19 protein-coding genes are annotated in these 19808 nt (G+C 65.0%); 15 read left to right on the top strand and 4 right to left on the bottom strand.

The window, feature by feature from the left end; all coding sequences use genetic code 11:
• Positions 1-91: 91 nt before the first annotated feature.
• The 10 genes from METUNV2_RS0106120 to METUNV2_RS0106075 all read left to right on the top strand — a co-directional run bounded on the left by METUNV2_RS0106120 (position 92) and on the right by METUNV2_RS0106075 (position 9483).
• The gene (locus tag METUNV2_RS0106120; protein WP_018228608.1) at positions 92-1834 is read left to right on the top strand and encodes a GGDEF domain-containing protein; all 1743 of its coding nucleotides are present in this window, start codon (positions 92-94) and stop codon (positions 1832-1834) included.
• A gap of 333 nt (positions 1835-2167) precedes the next feature.
• A complete protein-coding gene (locus tag METUNV2_RS0106115) occupies positions 2168-3361 on the top strand; it encodes a flagellin N-terminal helical domain-containing protein (RefSeq protein ID WP_018228607.1) in 1194 nt (397 codons plus the stop codon).
• A gap of 66 nt (positions 3362-3427) precedes the next feature.
• Positions 3428-3775 carry a flagellar protein FlaG gene (locus METUNV2_RS0106110; RefSeq protein WP_026187919.1) on the top strand — a complete coding sequence of 116 codons (348 nt, stop codon included), beginning with the start codon at positions 3428-3430 and terminating at the stop codon, positions 3773-3775.
• A gap of 10 nt (positions 3776-3785) precedes the next feature.
• Positions 3786-5195: a flagellar filament capping protein FliD gene (gene fliD, locus METUNV2_RS0106105; RefSeq protein ID WP_018228604.1), complete on the top strand. Its 1410-nt coding sequence runs from the start codon at positions 3786-3788 to the stop codon at positions 5193-5195.
• Positions 5196-5247: 52 nt separating this feature from the next.
• Positions 5248-5661 (top strand): flagellar export chaperone FliS, encoded by a 414-nt coding sequence (fliS, locus tag METUNV2_RS0106100; RefSeq protein ID WP_026187918.1) that lies wholly within the window; start codon positions 5248-5250, stop codon positions 5659-5661.
• 139 nt (positions 5662-5800) lie between these two features.
• Positions 5801-6100, top strand: coding sequence for a flagellar protein FliT (locus METUNV2_RS0106095; RefSeq protein WP_018228602.1), 300 nt, complete (start codon positions 5801-5803; stop codon positions 6098-6100).
• 7 nt (positions 6101-6107) lie between these two features.
• Positions 6108-7343, top strand: a complete 1236-nt coding sequence (locus tag METUNV2_RS0106090; RefSeq protein WP_018228601.1) for a flagellar hook-length control protein FliK — start codon at positions 6108-6110, stop codon at positions 7341-7343.
• Positions 7340-7648: an EscU/YscU/HrcU family type III secretion system export apparatus switch protein gene (locus tag METUNV2_RS0106085; protein WP_018228600.1), complete on the top strand. Its 309-nt coding sequence runs from the start codon at positions 7340-7342 to the stop codon at positions 7646-7648. The genes METUNV2_RS0106090 and METUNV2_RS0106085 overlap by 4 nt, the downstream gene beginning before the upstream one ends.
• A 52-nt stretch (positions 7649-7700) precedes the next feature.
• Positions 7701-8456 (top strand): flagellar brake protein, encoded by a 756-nt coding sequence (locus METUNV2_RS0106080; protein ID WP_018228599.1) that lies wholly within the window; start codon positions 7701-7703, stop codon positions 8454-8456.
• 139 nt (positions 8457-8595) lie between these two features.
• The gene (locus tag METUNV2_RS0106075) at positions 8596-9483 is read left to right on the top strand and encodes a DUF4394 domain-containing protein (RefSeq protein WP_018228598.1); all 888 of its coding nucleotides are present in this window, start codon (positions 8596-8598) and stop codon (positions 9481-9483) included.
• 118 nt (positions 9484-9601) lie between these two features.
• Here the strand turns inward: METUNV2_RS0106075 and METUNV2_RS0106070 are convergent, their stop codons facing one another.
• The 4 genes from METUNV2_RS0106070 to METUNV2_RS0106055 all read right to left on the bottom strand — a co-directional run bounded on the left by METUNV2_RS0106070 (position 9602) and on the right by METUNV2_RS0106055 (position 14125).
• Positions 9602-10957, bottom strand: coding sequence for an MBL fold metallo-hydrolase RNA specificity domain-containing protein (locus METUNV2_RS0106070; RefSeq protein ID WP_018228597.1), 1356 nt, complete (start codon positions 10955-10957; stop codon positions 9602-9604).
• A gap of 104 nt (positions 10958-11061) precedes the next feature.
• Entirely contained in the window at positions 11062-11385 is a 324-nt protein-coding gene (gene fliE, locus METUNV2_RS0106065; RefSeq protein WP_018228596.1) for a flagellar hook-basal body complex protein FliE, read from the bottom strand.
• A 128-nt stretch (positions 11386-11513) separates the two neighbouring features.
• Complete coding sequence (locus METUNV2_RS0106060) at positions 11514-12920, bottom strand: sigma-54-dependent transcriptional regulator (protein WP_018228595.1); 1407 nt, start codon at positions 12918-12920, stop codon at positions 11514-11516.
• A complete protein-coding gene (locus tag METUNV2_RS0106055; protein ID WP_018228594.1) occupies positions 12917-14125 on the bottom strand; it encodes a sensor histidine kinase in 1209 nt (402 codons plus the stop codon). The genes METUNV2_RS0106060 and METUNV2_RS0106055 overlap by 4 nt, the downstream gene beginning before the upstream one ends.
• Positions 14126-14328: 203 nt before the next feature.
• Here METUNV2_RS0106055 and fliF point away from each other — a divergent pair, with 203 nt between their 5' ends.
• From fliF to fliJ, 5 genes are all read left to right on the top strand, one after another.
• Positions 14329-16068 (top strand): flagellar basal-body MS-ring/collar protein FliF, encoded by a 1740-nt coding sequence (gene fliF / locus METUNV2_RS0106050; RefSeq protein ID WP_018228593.1) that lies wholly within the window; start codon positions 14329-14331, stop codon positions 16066-16068.
• On the top strand, positions 16061-17053 hold the full coding sequence (fliG, locus tag METUNV2_RS0106045; RefSeq protein ID WP_018228592.1) for a flagellar motor switch protein FliG: 993 nt from the start codon (positions 16061-16063) through the stop codon (positions 17051-17053). The genes fliF and fliG overlap by 8 nt, the downstream gene beginning before the upstream one ends.
• 32 nt (positions 17054-17085) lie before the next feature.
• Positions 17086-17781, top strand: a complete 696-nt coding sequence (locus tag METUNV2_RS0106040) for a flagellar assembly protein FliH (protein WP_018228591.1) — start codon at positions 17086-17088, stop codon at positions 17779-17781.
• A complete protein-coding gene (fliI, locus tag METUNV2_RS0106035; protein WP_018228590.1) occupies positions 17774-19246 on the top strand; it encodes a flagellar protein export ATPase FliI in 1473 nt (490 codons plus the stop codon). The genes METUNV2_RS0106040 and fliI overlap by 8 nt, the downstream gene beginning before the upstream one ends.
• Positions 19247-19341: 95 nt before the next feature.
• Positions 19342-19779: a flagellar export protein FliJ gene (gene fliJ, locus METUNV2_RS0106030; protein WP_026187917.1), complete on the top strand. Its 438-nt coding sequence runs from the start codon at positions 19342-19344 to the stop codon at positions 19777-19779.
• The last annotated feature ends 29 nt before the right edge of the window (positions 19780-19808 follow it).

Genomic DNA, 19808 nt, shown 5'->3' with positions numbered 1-19808 from the left:
TTCACATGCGACACCCCTAAAGACCGTCGGACCGCTGCCGTTGTTGTCCTTCGTTACAGACCGTTAAACCCTGCCTTCCATGACTGACTCCATGCAGCCGCTCGATATCGCTCGCGAAGCCTTGCGACGGCTGGCCATGCGTCAGTTGCAGCCGACCCCAGAAAACTACCGCTCGCTGTACCACGAGATTGCCGGTACCAAGGCGGAAGAACTGTTTCCGGAGCGTGCCCTCAAGCTGGTGTGCTCCACGCTACCGCGGCTGAACCAGGCACAGATCGAATTCGCACAGCGTCTGGAAAGCGCGATCGGCAGCCGCAGCTGGTCCGCCATCAGCGGTTCGCTGGTCGGACTGCTGCGCGCCCAGGCTGCGCCGCAGCGCAAATGGACGGCCTTGCTCAAGGACGTGTTCAGACAGCTCGAACGCACGCATGCCTCGCTCAGCTTTGCCCAGAAGAACCAGTCATTGCAGCAGGTGCTCGATTCAAGTAACGGCGAACTGGATGCGCTCTATTCGCGATTGAGCGCGCTGGCGGACAAATGGGAAGCGGCCGATGCTGCCGCCACACCTTCGTCGGCGCCGGTCGAGGCACCCAGCGCAGCCGCGGCCACCGACAACAGCGACGCCGCACTGCGGGATCTGTTTGCACGCACGCTGGAAGGTGTAGTGTCCAGCCTGCTCATCGCCGCGCCTGAACTGCGTGACGAAGCCATAGAGCTGGGCGGTGTGCTGCGTGAAGTGCGCGACATGCGCGGCGTCGATGATCTCGCCGCCCGCCTGCGCAACCTGATCTACCGCCTGAACTGGGTGGTGGATGATCAGGCCGAAATACGCACCGGTCTGATGTCCCTGCTCGATCTGCTGCTGAAGAACATCAGTGATCTGGTGGTCGATGACCGCTGGATGCGCGGACAGATCGACGCGCTGCGCAATCTGTGCGACCACCCGATCAGCGCGCGTGAGCTGGACGAGGTCGAACGGCGGCTGCGCGAAGTGATCGAGCGTCAGGGCTCGCTGCGCGGCAACATCGACGACGCCAAGCACCAGATCAAGCTCATGCTGGCCGGCTTCGTCGAACAACTGGGCAGCTTCACCGATGCCACCACAGGCTTCGGCGACAAGATGGAAGGCTATGCCCGCACGATATCGGAAGCCGACGACATCGGCTCGCTGCAGGGCGTGATCGCCGAGGTCATTTCGGCCACCCACGAGATGCGGCAGACCACCGAACGGTCGCGCAACGAGGTCGACACCATGCGCGACCGCGTACGTGCGGCCGAAGCCGAAATCGAACGCCTGCAGCTTGAACTGGAACAGACCAGCGAACGCATGCGGCACGATCCGCTGACCGGTGCGCTCAACCGCAAGGGGCTTGAAGAGTCCTATGCCAAAGAGGTGTCCCGCGCCTCGCGGCGTGGCACGACGCTTTGCCTGGCAGTGCTGGACATCGACAATTTCAAGCGGCTCAACGACACCTACGGCCACAACACCGGCGACGAGGCGCTGCTGCATCTGGTCGCAACAGTGCGTGACTGTCTGCGTCCGCACGACACGCTTTCGCGCTACGGCGGCGAAGAATTCGTCATCCTGCTGCCGGAAACGTCAATCGACGATTCCGTGGTGGTGCTGCAGCGCCTGCAGCGCGAGCTGACCAAGCGTTTCTTCCTCGCCAACAACGACAAGCTCCTGATCACCTTCAGCGCCGGCGTCACCGTCGTGCTGCAGGACGAAAAGCAGAGCTCGGCCATCGAACGGGCCGACGTCGCGATGTATCAGGCCAAGGCCACCGGCAAGAACCGGGTGGTCGTATCACCGGCAGACGCTGCCACCGTCTGACTGTCGCCTCCGGCCTTCCGGTCGGCATTCCGCTCACATTTGGTAACAGTTGAAGCCCAGCACCGGCGCGGGTTTCCGGGCGGATTTCACGTCTGCCATGCAGCAGAAGGGGCGCGGCGCAAGCGCCCTAAAGTTTTCAGAGGCTGCGGCACAGCCGCACCGGCCGGCCATTTCCGCGGCATGCGCCTGAAAACCGCGAGCACAAAGGCTTTCATCCAGACAAAGGTCTAAAGTTTTGTCTGCCCTCTCCGTTACTTGACTCATCGGCGACACACACGCCGGGACAAACCCGGCAACGCCGTAACAAGACCACTTCGTGACAGGAGAAAGAAAATGCCGCAAATCATCAACACCAACGTTGCCTCGCTCACCGCTCAGCGCAACCTCAATTCCTCGCAGAACTCGCTCACGACCTCGCTGCAGCGTCTGTCGTCCGGCCTGCGCATCAACAGCGCCCGCGATGACGCCGCCGGTCTCGCGATCTCGCAGCGCATGACCGCCCAGGTCAAGGGTCTGAACCAGGCGGCCCGCAACGCAAGCGACGGCATCTCGATGATCCAGACCGCTGAAGGCGGCATGTCGCAGATCCAGGACATGCTCATCCGCATGAAGGAACTGGCCACCCAGGGTTCGAACTCGACGCTGGCCGATGCCGAGCGCTCCTTCATCGCCGATGAAATGACCCAGCTGCGCGACGAAATCAACAACATTTCGACCCGTACCAAGTTCAACGGTCAGCAACTGCTGAACGGTTCGTTCGGCAAGGCACTGGACACGACCTCGACCATCCAGGCCGGCTTCAACCTGGCCACCGGCGGTGTCGCCGCCGTGACCAAGGTGGATATCTCCGGTGCAGCCGCCGGCACGACCTTCACCTTCGCTGACGCCAACACCGGCGAACTGACGCTGTCCGACGGCGTGAATTCGCAGATGATCGACATCACCGCGCTGAACGTGGCTGCGGGTGGTTCGTACGAGCTGAACTACAACGAACTGGGCGTGAAGCTGACCATCCGCACCTCGGCAGCAGAAACCGGCGCGAACATCGCGGCCGACCTCGACGCCGGCACCATCATCACCACCGCTGCCACCGGCGCAGAAATCCAGGTGGGTGCCGATGACCAGGCCGACAACCGCCTGACGCTGACCTTCGGTGACACCCGTATCGGTGCAACGTCCGCTGATGCTCGCATGGTTGCGCTGAATGCGGACATCACGACTTTCTCCGGCGCCACCACCGCCGCGAACTCCCAGTCGCTGCTGACTTCAGTGGAAGACGCGCTGACCTACGTTTCGGAACAGCGCGCCGCACTGGGTGCCCAGCAAAACCGTCTGGACTACACCGTTGCCAACCTGCAGACCCAGGCCGAGAACATCACGTCCTCGAAGAGCCGGATCACCGACGCGGACTTCGCGGCTGAAACCGCGAACCTGACCCGCGCCCAGATCCTGCAGCAGGCCGGTACCGCGATGCTGGCGCAGGCCAACTCGCTGCCGCAGAATGTGCTGAGCCTGCTCCGCGGCTAAGCAAGCCCGCCAAACCGGGCGGGGTACGGGTAACCGTACCCCGCTCCTGATGTAAGGGAGACCATCATGGCTATCACGCCGATCTCGATGACCCCGGCCCAATTCACCCCGTCCGTCCAGGCGACGAACGGGGTGAAGTCCATGGGGGATTCGTCCACGCAGGTCGACGTCACCGCTGCCCAGGCGCTTACCAGCGAACAGATCGAGCAGACCGTCGATGAAATCCGCAAGCGGATCGAACCGGTGGCACAGAATTTGCAATTCTCGATCGACAAGGACACCGGAAAGACCATCGTGAAATTGATCGATACGAGTACCAAGGAAGTGCTGCGGCAGATTCCCTCGGAAGAACTGGTTGCGATCGCCCGCGCGCTCGGCAAGAGCCACGGCGGCCTGATCGAGCGCAAGGCCTGAGGAGACCGCCATGGCATCGTCGCTGGCATTCGGTACCAATCTGGACATCAACACCATCGTCACGCAGCTGATGACGGTGGAAAAGCGTCCGCTGACGCTGCTGGCTGCCAAGCAGTCGGCGATCGACGCCAAGATTTCCAGCTACGGCATGCTCAAGAGCGCCTTCTCCACGCTGCAGACCGCCGCGGAGGGGCTGAGCAAGGCAGACGTTTTTGCCGCCAGGAAGGCAACGATTGCCGACGGCAATGTGGCAACAGTTGCCGCCTCGACCACCGCCACGCCCGGGAACTATTCGATCGAAGTCAGCAGTCTCGCGCGCGCCCAGGTCACCGCGTCTGCCGCGTTCTCCGGCGGCTCAGCCGCCACCGTTGGCAGCGGCTCACTCACCATCGAACTCGGCAGCTACAGCGGCGGCGCCTTCACGGTCAATCCGGACAAGACACCGGTCACCGTCACGATTCCGAATACCGCCACCTCGCTGGGTGACGTGCGTGACGCGATCAATGCCGCCAATGCAGGCGTGACCGCATCGCTGCTGAACGACGGCACCGGCACCCGCCTCGTGATCAACTCGAAGGACGGTGGAACCGCGAATGCGGTGCGCATCACCGCCAACGACAGTGATGGCGACAACACCGACGCCGCCGGCCTGTCGCGGTTGATCTACGACGCGTCGACCGGCGGCAGCTCGAACATGAGCGAAAAGGTGACGGCGGCCGACGCGCTGCTCAAGGTGAATGGCATCGATGTGGTATCCAGCACCAACACGCTGACCAACACGATCGAAGGCGTGACGCTGTCGCTCAAGAACACGAATGTCGGCAGCCCGACCACGCTTACCGTCAGCAACGACTCGAGCGGCGCCAAGGCAGCGGTCGACAAGCTGGTCAAGAGCTACAACGACGCCATCCTGACCATCAAGAACCAGACCGCCTACAACTCAACCACCGAGAAAGGTGCGGCACTGAGCGGCGAAAGTACCGTGCTCAGCCTGCGCAGCCGACTGGCTTCGGTGGTGACCGGTGAGATCGCGCCCGGCGTGTCGCTTGCCAGTATCGGGGTGTCGGTGCAGAAGGACGGCTCGCTGAAGGTCGATTCGGACAAGCTGGCTACTGCGCTCGACAACGGCAAGGCCAAGGCACTGTTCGTCGGAAGTACCGGCGTGACCGGACTCGCCTCAAAGATCGGTTCGATGATCTCGGCTGCCATCGACGACGAGGGCCTGATCGGTAACCGCCTGTCCGGCATGGACGATGCCAAGAAGGCGATGAAGGTTCAGGAAGAGCGTCTGAACGTTCGCATGGATCTGATCGAAGCGCGCTATCGCCGTCAGTTCAGTGCGCTGGACTCGCTGATGAGTTCAATGAACCAGACCAGCGACTATCTCACCAAACAACTGGCCAGCCTTTCCAGTTCGTAAGCGGGCTTAAGGCGTTGCAGTTCCACCCACTCAACCGGGAATCCTGAACATCATGTTTGCCTCTCTTTCCAATCCGCGCATGGCCTACAACCAGGCTGGCGTCGAAGCCCGGGTTGCCAGCGCCGATCCGCATCAGCTCATCCTGATGCTGTACGACGGTGCCCTGATGGCCATCGCAACCGCCAGTCACCAGATCGAAATCGGCGATGTATCCGGCAAGGGCCAGTCCATTTCACGCGCGATCGACATCATCGGCAACGGGCTGAAGGTCAGCCTGGACATGGAAGCCGGCGGCGAACTGTCGCAGCGCATGTACTCGCTTTACGAGTACATGTGCGCCCGGCTGCTGCATGCCAACTCGCAGAATGATCGCGCAACGCTGACCGAAGTAAGCGCCCTGCTCGGCGAACTGCGGAGCGCCTGGGAGGAAATCCGGCAAAAATTGGCGCAAGGCGCGCCGCTCTGACCGGAATCGGTTGAAATAGCACGGTAAAAATCGGCCACATGCACGCCTCGAAAGCAGGTGGCACCTGTAGGCTAGCGGCAGGTTCGGATGCCCGGCGGTTCTGCCTCCGGCACCCCTCACGACAAGACGGTTCGGACACATGAACTCACTGATACTGCTCGAAAACATGCGTCAGATCGCCAGCGACATGGTCGAGGCTGCCCGGGCCAACGACTGGGATCGTCTGGTCACGCTCGAACAGACCGTGGCGGCCATGCGCAACAGCCTTGCCGCCAACGACGAACCGTCGTCATCGCCGGCGGAACGTGCCCGCAAGTTCGACCTGATGAAACAGATACTCGCTGACGATGCCGAAGTGCGTCGTCACGTCGAACCCTGGGTGCAGCACGTGAAGAGCTACCTCGGCCGGCTGCCCGCGGGAACGGCGGAGAACAGCTGAACGCGGCATGAACAACCTGCTGCCAGGGCTCGCACAGCGTCTGGCGGCGCTGACCCGCGACGCAGTCCAGACCACCGGGTCGATTGCGGCAATCGCGGACCAGCTTCCGGACTTCCAGCCGGGCGAACGCTACACCGCCCGCATCCTCCAGACGCTCAGAGACGGCCTGATACGCGCTGACATCGGCGGTCAGGCGGTCACCGTCAAGCTGCCGGAAGGTGCGCCGCTGCCTCCAGGCAGCACCGTCACCCTGACCCATGTCGAACGTTCAGCACAGACGCTGATCGCCACACTCGATGGCGATACCCAGCCTGCGCCAGCCAATGCGACGCCCCCGAACGATGATGCCGACCCGGTGCGCCTGAGTATCCCGGGCCGCACCATCGCCAGCCTGCTCGACGATCCGCCGCCACAGCCCCCCAGGCTGGCGAACGGTCAGCCCATGCTGGACCCGGCACGCATGCTGGATCCGAGCACTGGTGTGCCGACCGGCAATGCCACGCCGCAGATCGCTGGCCGACTGGCACAGGCGATCGGCGACAGCGGGCTGTTCTACGAATCACATCAGGCGCAGTGGGTGGCCGGCCAGCGGCCGATCGAATCGAGCGCAGCCGAACCTCAGCGCGCCTTCGACCCGGGTCTTCCGCAGCCGGCAACAGCCGATCGCAGCGCCGGCACGCCTCCCGCACCAACAGCCCTGCCCGCGACGACTGCCGACGACTTGCCGGCCGCCGCCACGGACAGCGAAGGCAACGAAACCTTGGCCGTACGCAGCGAGACCAGCACACGGGCACGGGACGACACGATCCGCACCGACGACGGCCCGCCGGCCGAACTGCGGCCGCTGGTGCAGAACCAGCTGCTCGGACTGTCCCAGCCGACGCTCGCGTGGGACGGACTGGCCTGGCCCGGCCAGCCGATGCGACTGGAGATCGACGACCCGCAACCCGAACGCAGCGGCAGTGGCGATGGCTCGGCGGACGAAGGCGCTCCCGAAGTCCCCTGGACCACGCGCGTGCGCATGGTGCTGCCCGGCCTGGGTGAAATCGAAACTTCGCTGACGCTGTGGAACCGGGAACACGCGCTCACCCTGGGCATCGCCGCTGACGACGACGCACGCCTGCGCATGGGCGCGGGACTGCTCGATCTGCAGCAGCGCATGACCGACGCCGGTTTGCGTCTGGGCACCGTCAGTTTCAGCGACGCACCGGCCGCCGATGATGACGCCGGAGCAGCCGCATGAACACCTCGCCCCGCGCCCAGGCGGTCGCGCTCGCCTATGGCGCGGGCGACGCCGCGCCGCGCGTGGTCGCCAAAGGCCGCGGCATGGTGGCGGACGAAATCATCCGTCGCGCACGCGAAGCCGGCGTGTTCGTGCATGAGTCGCGCGAAATGGTGTCACTGCTGATGGGACTGGATCTGGATCAGCGCATTCCACCCGAACTGTATGTCGCGGTCGCCGAACTGCTGGCCTGGATCTACCGGATCGAGAACGGAATGTCCGGCCTGCCCGCGCCACCCGTTAAACTCCCGCCTGCCCAGACATGATTTTCCGTGCGGAGGCTCATCGCCTCCGCCTTCCCGTGACAGGACTGCCTGAATGACCGACGCCATCCGCTTCGATCTGCTCGAGGCCGACGATTTCGCACGCTACGTGCTGGACGGCCAGACCGATATCGCCTTCTATCTGCGCGCGATGAAGGACAGACGCGTCAATCTGTCCGTGTACGCCGGCCGCGCGCCATCGCCCTTCCTGACCGCGGTACTTGCGGTCGATGACAGCCGTGGCACCGTGGTGCTGGATGCGCCGCGCGACCCCGCCCAGCTGGAGCAGGCCGCTTCGGCCTCGCCGCTGGTGGCGCTCACCTCGCTGGAAAAGGTGAAGATCCAGTTCATGGTGGAGCGCTGCACGGTGATCGACCACGAAGGCCATCCCGCGCTGGAACTGCCCTTCCCCGGCCGCATGCTGAGGCTGCAGCGCCGCGACTACTACCGCCTCATCCTGCCGCCAAACCCGCCGCTGCGCTGCCTGCTGCCGTCGCCCGACAGCGATGGGCGCATGGTCGATGCCGCCGTGGTCGATATTTCCGGCGGCGGTCTGGCGGTCATCGTGCCGCCGAGCGGGCTGGATGTGAAGGTGGACAGCGTGATCGACAACTGTCAGATCACGCTGCCCGAACTCGGCACCGTCACCGCCACGCTGCAGGTGCGCAACATGTTCCGGGTGACCGAACGCGGTGGTACCGAACTGCGCGCCGGCTGCCAGTTCATCGGCCTGCCGGCGGCGGCCGATGCGCTGATCCAGCGCTACATACTGCGCATGGAACGCGACCGCAACGCCCGCCAGGGCGGCTGAACACGGCCCCTGGACAAGGCCGGCCGATGAAGCTTTCGTGACAGCTGCATCCGTTTCCGGCCTTCCCGTGTAGAGCGGAGGACAACTCACCGATGGTGACGCGTCCCTCTTCAACCGCCCCGCACAGGAAAGGTCAGACATGTCCGCACGCCTACTCACGGCGCTCGTCGCCACGCTCGGCTTCGCCACCCACTCCGTACACGCCGCCGATTTCATCGGTCTCACCACGGGCAACCAGATCGGCCTGATCAGCGGCGCCAACCCGGCTGCCGCCAGCTTCACCGCCATTTCCGGCCTGACCGCCGGCGAGCGCATCCTCGGCATCGATCTGCGGCCGAGCAATAACATGGTCTATGGCGTGTCCAGCCTGAATCGGCTGTACACCGTGGATGCCACCACCGGCGCCGCCAGCTTCGTCGCCACGCTGAACAACGCCATCATCAACACCGGCATTGCCTACGGCATCGACTTCAATCCGGTGGCCGACATCAATGGCGCCGCGTCGCTGCGCTTCGTAAGCCAGGCCGGCAACAACTACGCCATCAACGCAAACACCGGCGCTGTCGGCAATCTGGCCGGTACCGTGCAGAGCGGCATCACCGCGGTCGCCTACACCAACTCGGACGCTTCGAAGCCGACGATGGCACCGGCCTCGACCGCGCTGTACTACATCAACACCGCAACCGACAGCCTGCTGTTCGCGCCGTCGGCCTTCAACGCCCCTACGCTGAGCACGGTGGGTTCGCTGGGCCTGGGTGCGGACGTGATCGGCGCCAACGGCTTCGAGATCGACGCCATGGGCCGCGGCTGGGCCGCGCTGACGCTGGACAACGGCGACAGCGGCCTCTACATGATCAACCTCGCGACCGGCGCGGCCACGCTGTCCGGCGCCTTGAACGCCAACCTGCGCGGCCTGACCTCGGCACCTTTCATGGCACCGGTGCCGGAGCCCGAAACCCATGCACTGCTGCTGGCCGGGCTCGGCCTGATCGGAGCCTTTGCACGCCGCCGCATGGCACGCAGCTGACCGCATCCGCTTCCGTTCGCGGCCTGCTCCCCCGGGCCGTGTTTCGGGCGCCGCGCTCCTGCGGCGCCCATTTTTCGTTCAGCGGCAGGCGAATGTCCGTGCCTCCCGGCCCGCAGGTTCAGTCAAGTTCAAACTCATCGTCCTGCTCCGGCACCACTGCCCGCCAGCCAAGCTCGCGCTCAAGCTTCTGCCGCAGGCTGTCGGCGGCGACCGGTTCGCCGTGGGTGACGAACACGCGCTCGGGCGACGGATTGACCGGTTTGAGCCAGTCCAGCAGCTCGCGATAGTCAGCGTGGGCAGACAGGCCGTCGATCTGTGCCACCTCGCAGCCTATCGGGGCATCACGGCCAAAGATGCGCAAGCTGCGTGCGCCCTTGAGCAGCGCGTCGCCGCGCGTGCCTTCGGCCTGGTAACCGGCAATCACCACGGTATTGCGCGGGTCGGCACCGAAAGCCAGCAGGTGGTGCAGGATGCGCCCGCCATTGAGCATGCCGGCACCGGCAAGGATGATTTTCGGAAAGCGGTTGGCCGACAGCGCCTCGGATTCCTCCGGCGAACGGGTATAGGTCACCATGGCCTGCAAGCGCTCACAGGCGTCCGGACCGAGTCGATGCTCGCCCTGGAAATGGCGGAACACGCCGGTCACGTCAATCGCCATCGGGCTGTCGAGAAACACCGGCATCGTCCGGATGCGCTGTTCGTCCATCAGCCGTGACAGCAGATACATCAGCGCCTGAGTACGGCCGACCGCGAACGAAGGCAGCAGCACGGTGCCGCCGCGTGCCGCAGTACGGTTCACGATGTCGGCCAGCGCGGCATAGGGATCGTGCTCCGGATGCAGGCGATCGCCATAGGTCGATTCCAGCACCAGCCAGTCGGTCGGCGCCAGCCGCTCCGGCGGCAGCATGACCGGATCATCCGGACGACCCACATCGCCACTGAAAGTGATGCTGCGCCCGGCGCACTCCACCCGCACACTGGCTGCACCCAGGATATGGCCAGCGCGCTGGAAGGTGATCCGGAACGGACCGACGCTCACCGGCTCGCCGAAACCTGTGGCGCGGAACTGCTTCATCACCTGCCGCGCATCCTCGGCGGTGTAGAGCGGCTCGGCCGGATGGTGCTTGCTGTAGCCGTAACGGTTGGCGTGGCGCGCGTCTTCCTCCTGCAGATGAGCACTGTCTGCCAGCAGGATGTCCGCCAGTTCGCGGGTGGCCGTAGTGGCCCATACCGGGCCGTGAAAGCCTTCGCGCATCAGTCGCGGCAGAAAGCCTGAGTGGTCCAGGTGAGCGTGGGTCAGCACCACCGCGGAAATGTCGCGCGGCGCAACCGGAAAGGGTTTCCAGTTGCGGCTGCGGATGTTCTTCACGCCCTGGAACAGGCCGCAATCGACCAGCAGCCGATGGGCACCGTGGGTGAGCAGATAGCGCGAGCCGGTGACGGTCGCCGCTGCGCCAAGAAATCGTATTTTCATTTCCGTGCCTCCTGCAGCGCAGTGTAGAACGCCTGAGCAGACGAAAACCGGGACGAAAAAAAACCGGCCCGAAGGCCGGTTTCTGTCGTCTGACGCGGCTTCCGTCAGACGCCCATGTTCATGATGTCCTGATAGGCATTCACCAGCTTGTTGCGCACCTGCACCATCTGCTGGAAGGACAGGCTGGCTTTCTGCGACGCGATCATCACGTCCTGAAGGTTGGCTTCGGTATTGCTGCCGGTGATGAAGCCTTCGGACATTTTCTGCGCTTCCTGCTGCGCCGCATTCACCTGTTCGATCGCGTTTTTCAGCGCTTCGCCGAAGTCGGCGCCACCGGACGCCGCGTCAACCTTGCCGACCGGTTTGCTGGCAGCGACCTGCGCGGTCGAGCGCAGTTCGGTAATCATCTGGTTCAGGCTGGTGTTCATGCACGTTCTCCTGTGTCCGCCGGCAAAAAATGCCGGTCGCGGACGACCCTGTGGGGCATTTCGGGCTTTTGTCCCCTGTTCAGCAGATTCCTTGCAATATCCGGGCCAGACGTCAGGCGCGCTGCTCTTCAGCCTTCGCGCAGCAGTCCGTCTGCCTTGTAGCGTGCCAGTTTATACCGCAGTGTGCGTTCCGAAATACCCAGTTTCTCGATCGCCTTCTTGCGCGAACCACCGACCGCGGCCAGCGTTTCCAGTATCAGGTCACGCTCCATGTCGCGCACCGACTTCACCTTGACCGGCGCTTCTGGCGTCGCGCTGGGCGGTGCGTCGTTGGCCGCGGACGGAGCGACCGGCGCGGCGGTCACCGGCGCCGGCTCGACCACCGGCCGGCCGGCCGGCCGCTGGCTGCCAAGCACGATGTGCTCCGCTTCCACCGTGTCGTCCGGCGCCAGAATGGCGGCGCGCTGCATGGTGTTTTCCAGTTCGCGCACATTGCCGGGCCAGTCGTGACCGGCAAGGATTGCCGCCGCCGATTCGCCCAGCTTGAGCGCCCTGCCCTGCGCCTTGGCGCAGCCGGCAAGGAAATGGCGCGCCAGCGGCACGATGTCGCCCGGCCGTTCGCGCAGCGACGGAATGGCGATCGGGAACACGTTCAGACGGTAATACAGATCTTCGCGGAAACGGCCAACGCGGGCTTCGGCTTCCATGTCGCGGTTGCTGGTGGCCAGCACGCGGATGTCCAGTGGCACCGGCTTCTTGCCGCCCACCCGCTCGACCTCGCGCTCCTGCAGCACGCGCAGCAGCTTGGCCTGCAGCGACAGCGGCATTTCGGAAATTTCATCGAGCAGCAGCGTGCCGCCATCCGCCTGTTCGAACTTGCCGGCCTGGGCAGTGGTGGCACCGGTGAAGGCGCCCTTCTCGTAACCGAACAGCGTGGCTTCCAGCAGATTGTCCGGAATGGCGGCGCAGTTGATCGCGATGAAGGGCTTGGCGGCGCGCGGCGACTGCTGGTGGATGTAGCGCGCGAACACTTCCTTGCCGGTGCCGGATTCACCGGTCAGCAGCACGGTCGCCTCCGATTTCGCCACGCGCGAAGCCAGGCCCAGCACCTGACGGGTGCGCGGATCTTCCGCCACCATGTCGGTCGGCGTCACCACCGGCGCCGCATAGCGTTCGATGTGGGCGAGCAGCACGTCCGGTTCGAAGGGCTTGAGCAGGAAGTCGCAGGCGCCGGCGCGCATGGCCGCCACCGCCTTCTCGACGTCGCCGAAAGCGGTCATGAGCAGCACCGGCAGCGCCGGCTCGCGGGCGCGGATTTCCTTCAGCAGTGTCAGGCCGTCCATCGGCAGCATCTTGAGGTCGGTGATGACCAGATTCAGTGCGTGCTCGCCGGTGTTGCGCTCCAGCATGCGCAAGGCCTGCGGGCCGTCGGCCGCGCCGATCACGCGGTGGCCGGCGCATTCGATCGCCAGGCACAGCGCATCGCGCAGATTGGGTTCGTCCTCGACCACCAGGATGTTCAGCTTCTCGCTCATTGCCCGTTCTCCAGCACTACTTCCTGCGTCTGCACAGGCAGGCGCAGGGTGAAACGGCTGCCCGCGCCGGGCGCGGACTCGCATTCGATGTCGCCGCCGTGCACGCGGGCCACGCCGCGTGCGATCGCCAGCCCAAGCCCGGTCCCCTCTTCCCGCGTGGTGAAGAAGGGCTCGAACAATCTTTCCTGTATCTCGCGCGGGATGCCGCGACCGTTGTCACGCACCACGAAACTGACGTCATTGCCGGCGAAATCCACCGACAGGCCGACTTCTCCGCCGCCAGCGCAGGCCTGTACCGCGTTTTCCAGCAGGCTCACCAGCGCGCTGGCCACCGCCTTGCGGTCGCCGGACACGGTGCCGGCCAACGGCGGAACCACCGTCAGCGTCACCCCGGCCTGACGCGCCACCGGCTCCACCGTGTGCTGCAGTTCATCAAGCAGCGCCACAACATCGATCGCTTCCCGCCCCAGCACTTCACCACGCGCAAACATGAGGGTGTCGCGGATCAGCCGCTCAAGGTGGCGCAGCCGGTCCTGGGCGCGCGACGAAATCGATCTGACATCGGCCGGCGCCATTTCGCGCGAAATCAGCGTGCCGACATAGAGCGTGGCGGCCGCCAGCGGCGTGCGCAGCTGATGCGCCAGCGAGGCGGCCATTTCGCCCATGGCGGCCAGGCGTTCGTTGCGCGCAGCGGCAATCTTCAGCGCGTGCTGGCGGGTCATGTCGTGCAGCAGCACGATGCGGGCATGGCCGCCTGCCAGCGCCGCTTCACTCATCGACAACCGGCGCGGCTGACCGTTCTCGCCGGTACAGTCCCATTCGGCCGGCGCATCGGCCGGCGCCAGCCGTGCCGCACTGGCGCTCCATTCGGCGCCGGGTCGGGCACCGACCATGTCGAGCGCAGCCGGATTGGCTTCTTCGATCATGCCTGCGCCATCAACCACCACCACGCCGGCCGGCAGCCGGTTCAGCAGCGTGCTGAGACGATCGGTGAGGCGGGCCTTCTCCTCGTACTGGCGGCGCAATTCGCCATTGGCCTGCGCCAGTTCTTCGGTCAGGCTGGCCACCTGCTTTTCCAGCGTGCCGTAGGCCTCGGTCAGTTCGGCCGATGCCGCGTTGAACAGGCGGAAAGCTTCCGCCAGCCGCGCAGCCTCTTCCGGGGCGATGCGGGCGGGTTCTGCCGGGCTGACGGGCGGTTCGGACATGCGCACGATGCAGGGGGATTGATCGACCGTTGCAGCGTAGCAAGCACAGCACCGCCTCTTGGCCGGAATCAGCCGGCCAAAAACCCGCCTTATCCACAGACCGCCGCGCGCGGGACAGTCCGAAAATCCGTGCCATCCTCGCAGAAGTGCCTGTTGTGCCCACTGGATGGCACCGCCCGGCGAGCAACCGCAAGAGACGAACCATGGCCGACGCCGTACTCGATCCGAACGCCGCACAGACCGCCCTGCCCTCGACGCCGCTCGCGCTGGCGCAGCAGCGTCTGGCCGCGATGCCGATGCAGAAGAAAATGGCGCTGGCCGGTAGTCTGGCGATGGCGATCGCGCTGCTGGTCGGTCTGCTGCTCTGGAGCCGGGTGCCTGATTACGAGGTGCTGTTCTCCAACATCAACGACAAGGACGGCGGCGCCATCGTCGCGGCGCTGCAGCAGGCCAACGTTCCGTACAAATATTCCGAAGGTGGCCACGCCATCCTGGTGCCGGCCCAGCACGTGCACGACACCCGTCTCAAGCTCGCCGCCCAGGGCCTGCCGCGGGGCGGATCGGTCGGCTTCGAACTGATGGAAAGCCAGAAGCTCGGCCAGTCCCAGTTTTCCGAACAGGTGACCTATCAGCGCGCGCTGGAGGGTGAACTGGCACGCACCATCGGCACGCTGGCCGCAGTCGATGGCGCCCGGGTTCATCTGGCCATTCCGAAGCAGAGCGCCTTCCTGCGCGACGACCAGAAGCCGTCGGCTTCGGTGGTGGTAAGCCTGCTGGGCGGCCGTACGCTGTCACCGGAACAGGTGGGCGGCATCGTGCATCTGGTGGCCTCCAGCGTGCCGCAGCTGCAGCCGACCGCGGTGTCGGTGCTGGACCAGAACGGCAACCTGCTGTCGAACAATCGCGACGCCAAGGACAACGCGTCGCTGAACCCGACCCAGCTCAAGTATGTGAGCGAGATCGAAGCGGCCACGATACGGCGCATCGAAGGCATCCTGGAACCGCTGGTCGGTCGCGGCAACTACCGGGTTCAGACCGCCGCCGACATCGATTTCAACCAGGCCGAACAGACCGCCGAAACCTACAAGCCGAATCCGCTGCCGCAGACGGCCATCCGCAGCCAGCAGCTGAGCGAGTCGGTAAGCAATCAGCCGAACGCAGGCGGCGTGCCGGGCGCGCTGACCAATCAGCCGCCGGCACCGGCCACTGCGCCGATCACCACGCCGCCGGCCCCGGGCACGCCCGCCCCGGCCGCAGGGGCGCAAGGCGCTCAGGCCGCCACCAACGCGGCCATCCCGATCAACAGCCGCAAGGATTCGACCACCAATTACGAACTGGACAAGACCGTCCAGCACGTGAAGCAGTCGGTCGGCCAGATCAAGCGGCTGTCGGTGGCGGTGCTGGTGAATCAGAAGGTCGAGACCGACAAGGACGGCAAGGCGGTGCCGGTGCCGCTCAAGGAAGAGGAAATCCAGCGCATCACCGCGTTGGCGCGCGAAGCGATGGGCTTCAACGAAGCGCGCGGTGACACGCTGAACGTCGCCTCAGCCCCCTTCACTGCGGTGGCTGAACCGGAACTGGATACGCCGATCTGGAAAGATCCGGAAACCATGGGCTTCGCCCGTGAGCTCATCAAATATCTGCTGGTCGCCGGCGTCGCCGCCTATCTGCTGCTGGGCGTGCTGCGTCCGCTGGTACGCAGCCTGACCGCACCGAATGACACCGAGGAAGATGAACCGGAAGTGCGCGATGTGACGCTGGACGAAAACGGCCAGCCGGTCGGCTCCTTGCAGGGCGGCGAGGCGGCCCAGATCGAAATGTCGCCGGAAGCGCGCGCCCAGCTGGATTTCGAAACCAAGCTGGGTGCGGCGCGCGACTACGCGAAGAACGATCCGAAGGCGGTGGCCGAGGTGATCAAGCACTGGGTGAGCGGCGATGAATGAAGAAGGAATCGAACGCAGCGCGCTGCTGCTGGTGACGCTCGGTGAAGATGCCGCCGCCGAGGTGCTCAAGCATCTGGGTCCGCGCGAAGTGCAGAAGATCGGTACCGCAATGGCCAGTCTGAAGAATGTGCCGCGCGAGAAGGTGCAGGCGGTACTCGATCTGTTCGACGAAGCGACGTCGGCTGGCAGCCGCCTGTCGGCCGACGAAACGCTGATCCGCAACATGCTGACCAAGGCGCTGGGCGAAGAACGCGCGGGCCATCTGCTGTCGCGCATCCTGAACGACTCCGACACCGCCGGCATCGAAGGCCTTAAATGGCTGGATCCGGCCACCATCGCCAATCTGATCAAGAACGAACACCCGCAGATCATCGCCACCATCCTGACCCATCTGGAATTCGATCAGGCGGCCGAAGTGCTCAAGCTGTTCGTCGAGCGGCTGCGCAACGACGTGGTACTGCGGATCGCGACGCTGGACGGTGTGCAGCCGGTGGCGCTGAAGGAGCTGAACGACGCCATGTCGCGCGTGCTGTCCGGCTCGGCCAAGATGAAGAAGACCACGCTGGGCGGCATCAAGGCCACCGCGGAAATTCTCGGCTTCGTCGGCAGCGCCAACGAATCGGCCATTCTCGACGCGGTCAAGGAATACGACGCCGATCTGGCGCAGAAGATCGTCGACGAAATGTTCGTGTTCGAGAACCTGCTCGACATCGACGACCGCGGCATCCAGACCCTGCTGCGCGAAGTCAGCGGCGACCAGTTGGTGCTGTCGCTCAAGGGCGCCTCGCCGGAACTGCGCGAGAAGATTTTCAAGAACATGTCGTCGCGTGCCGCCGAATCGCTGCGCGAGGATCTGGAAGGCCGCGGTCCGGTCAAACTGTCCGAGGTCGAGGCCGAACAGAAGGAAATCCTGAAGATCGCCCGCCGACTCGCCGAAGAAGGCCAGATCGTGATGGGCGGCAAAGGCGGCGAGGAAATGCTGTAATCGGCCCTGTCGCCGCATTCGGCTGAACCACGATGACAGGACAACCCTTTTCTGCCTGGCAGCTGCCGGTGTTCGATGCACCGCAGGAAGCGCCTTCCGCCCTGCCGGTACAGTCGGTCGAGCCCGACCTGCCGCCGGAGGTCGATACGCAAGCGGTCGCGCAGCTGCCGGCCGACAGCGCAGAGGTCAGCGAGGAAGACGCCCCCGTCTTCCGTCTGCCCACCGCGGAAGATCTCGAAAAACTGCAGCAGGACGCTCACCGCGAAGGCTATGCCGCCGGCTACGAGGAAGGTACGGCCCGCGTGCGCATGGAGGCGATGCGCCTGCACAGCGTGATCGAACAGCTGGAAGAGGCGCTGGCCACGCTCGATACCTCGATTGCACGCGAAGTGCTCAACCTGAGCGTGGAGATCGCCCGCAACGTGGTGCGCCAGACCATACGGGTGAAGCCGGAAACGGTGATCGCGGTGGTGCGCGAAGCGATCAACCAGTTGCCGCACCAGCACACTGCCATCTACCTGAACCCGGAAGACGCCTCGGTGGTGCGCAGCCATATCGGTGATCAGCTCACCCATGCCGGCCACCGCATCTTCGAAGACGTGGCGATCGCGCGCGGCGGCTGCAAGGTGGAATCCGGTGGCAGCCAGATCGACGCCACGGTGCCGACACGCTGGGGGCGCATCGTCGAATCGCTGGTCGATGGTGCCGAGTGGATGGAACATGACTGACGGCGCGACCGACGAAGCACCCGCCGTCGACAGCTCAGGCGTCGGCGAAAACGCGCAGCCAGCCAATCCGCATGTCAGCAAGTGGGCTGGCTTCCTGTCCGATTGCGGCACGCTGGCCGGCCGGGTCAGCCCCTACCAGCATGCCGGTCGCCTGACCCGCATCAACGGTCTGGTGATGGAAGCTGCCGGCCTCAAGCTGCCGCTCGGTTCAGGCTGCCGCATCATGGTGCCCGGTGGCAACAGCTGCGAAGCCGAAGTGGTCGGCTTCAACGGCGAAAAGCTGTTCATGATGCCGACCGACGACGTGGTTGGCCTCGCTCCGGGCGCCCAGGTCATTCCGCTCGAAACCGCACCGCAACGCCCGACGCCCACCGAGCGGCTGGAACCGCGCCGGCGCGCGTCCGACCGTGCCAAGCACCTGCCGGTGGGTGACGCGCTGCTCGGTCGCGTGGTCGATGGTGCCGGCCGTCCGCTCGACGGCATGGGCCCCATCGTCACCCGTCATTCGCGCTCGGTGGCCAGCCGCGCGGTCAACCCGCTGCTGCGCGAACCGATCAAGCGCACCATGGACACCGGCATACGCGCCATCAACTCGCTGCTCACGGTTGGCCGCGGCCAGCGCATCGGCCTGTTCGCCGGCTCCGGCGTCGGCAAATCGGTGCTGCTCGGCATGATGGCGCGCTTCACGTCGGCCGAAGTCGTGGTGGTGGGCCTGATCGGCGAACGGGGCCGCGAAGTGAAGGAATTCATCGAGCAGATTCTCGGCGCCGCCGGCCTGCAGCGTTCTGTCGTCGTGGCTGCACCGGCAGACACCAGTCCGCTGATGCGGCTGCAGGGCGCGGCCTACGCCACCACCGTAGCTGAATGGTTCCGCGATCAGGGCCGCCACGTGCTGCTCATCATGGATTCACTCACCCGCTACGCGATGGCACAGCGCGAAATCGCGCTGGCCATCGGCGAACCACCGGTCACCCGTGGCTACCCGCCGAGCGTGTTCGCGCGACTGCCTCAGCTGGTCGAGCGCGCCGGCAACGGCCCGGAAGGTGGTGGCTCGATCACTGCCTTCTACACCGTGCTGGCCGAAGGCGACGACCAGCAGGATCCGATCGCCGACTCGGCCCGTGCCATTCTCGACGGCCACTTCGTGCTCACCCGGCAGCTGGCAGATTCCGGCCACTATCCGGCGATCGACATCGAACAGTCGGTGTCGCGCGCGATGCACGGTCTGGTCAAGCCCAGCCATTTCGATCTGGTCCGTCGTTTCAAGGGCTACTGGTCGCGCTACCAGCGGGCACGCGACCTGATCGCGGTCGGCGCCTACGCGCCCGGTTCAGATCCCCAGCTGGATCAGGCAGTGCAGATGTTCCCGACGCTGGAGGCTTTCCTGCAGCAGCGCATGGACGAACGCGAAGGCTACGAGGACGCGGTGCTCAAGCTGCACCAGATCTTCGGACTGACGCCATGAGGCCGCCCTCACGGATTGCAAAAAACCGTGGCGGCTTGAAAATGCTTGACGCAGATCACGCCTGATCCCGGCGTGCGGATAGAATCTGCCGGACCATGGCTGAACCATTCCGACTCCAATCCATACTCGACCTGAGCATCACGCGCATGGACGAGGCCGCCAAGGCCCTCGCCGCGCTGATGGCCAGCGAGAAGGATCAGACCCAGAAGCTCCAGATGCTCGAGCAGTACCGTGCCGAGTATCAGGGGCAGTTCATGGCGGCTGCGCGCGCCGGCCTCACCCCCAACCAGTGGTCGAACTACCGCGCCTTCCTCGCCCGCATCGACGATGCCATCGTGCATCAGCAGCGCCAGGTCGATCATTCCCGCGACCGCGCCCAGGCCGGCCAGCGCGAGTGGCTGGACACCCGTACCCGGGTCAAGGCGTTTGAAACCTTGTCTGACCGGCATCAGGTCACGGTGCAACGCAAGCAGGCCAAGGCGGAACAACGGGTCGCCGACGACCGCTCAGGCCGTCAGGTCAATCAGGACTGAGCGGCACGCAGGGCTGGCACAGTTAGTGC

The organism is Methyloversatilis universalis EHg5 (assembly GCF_000378945.1).
GTDB lineage: Bacteria > Pseudomonadota > Gammaproteobacteria > Burkholderiales > Rhodocyclaceae > Methyloversatilis > Methyloversatilis universalis_A.
The sequence above is the reverse complement of the archived record's forward strand: the minus strand, read 5'-3'. Positions and strand labels throughout refer to the sequence as shown.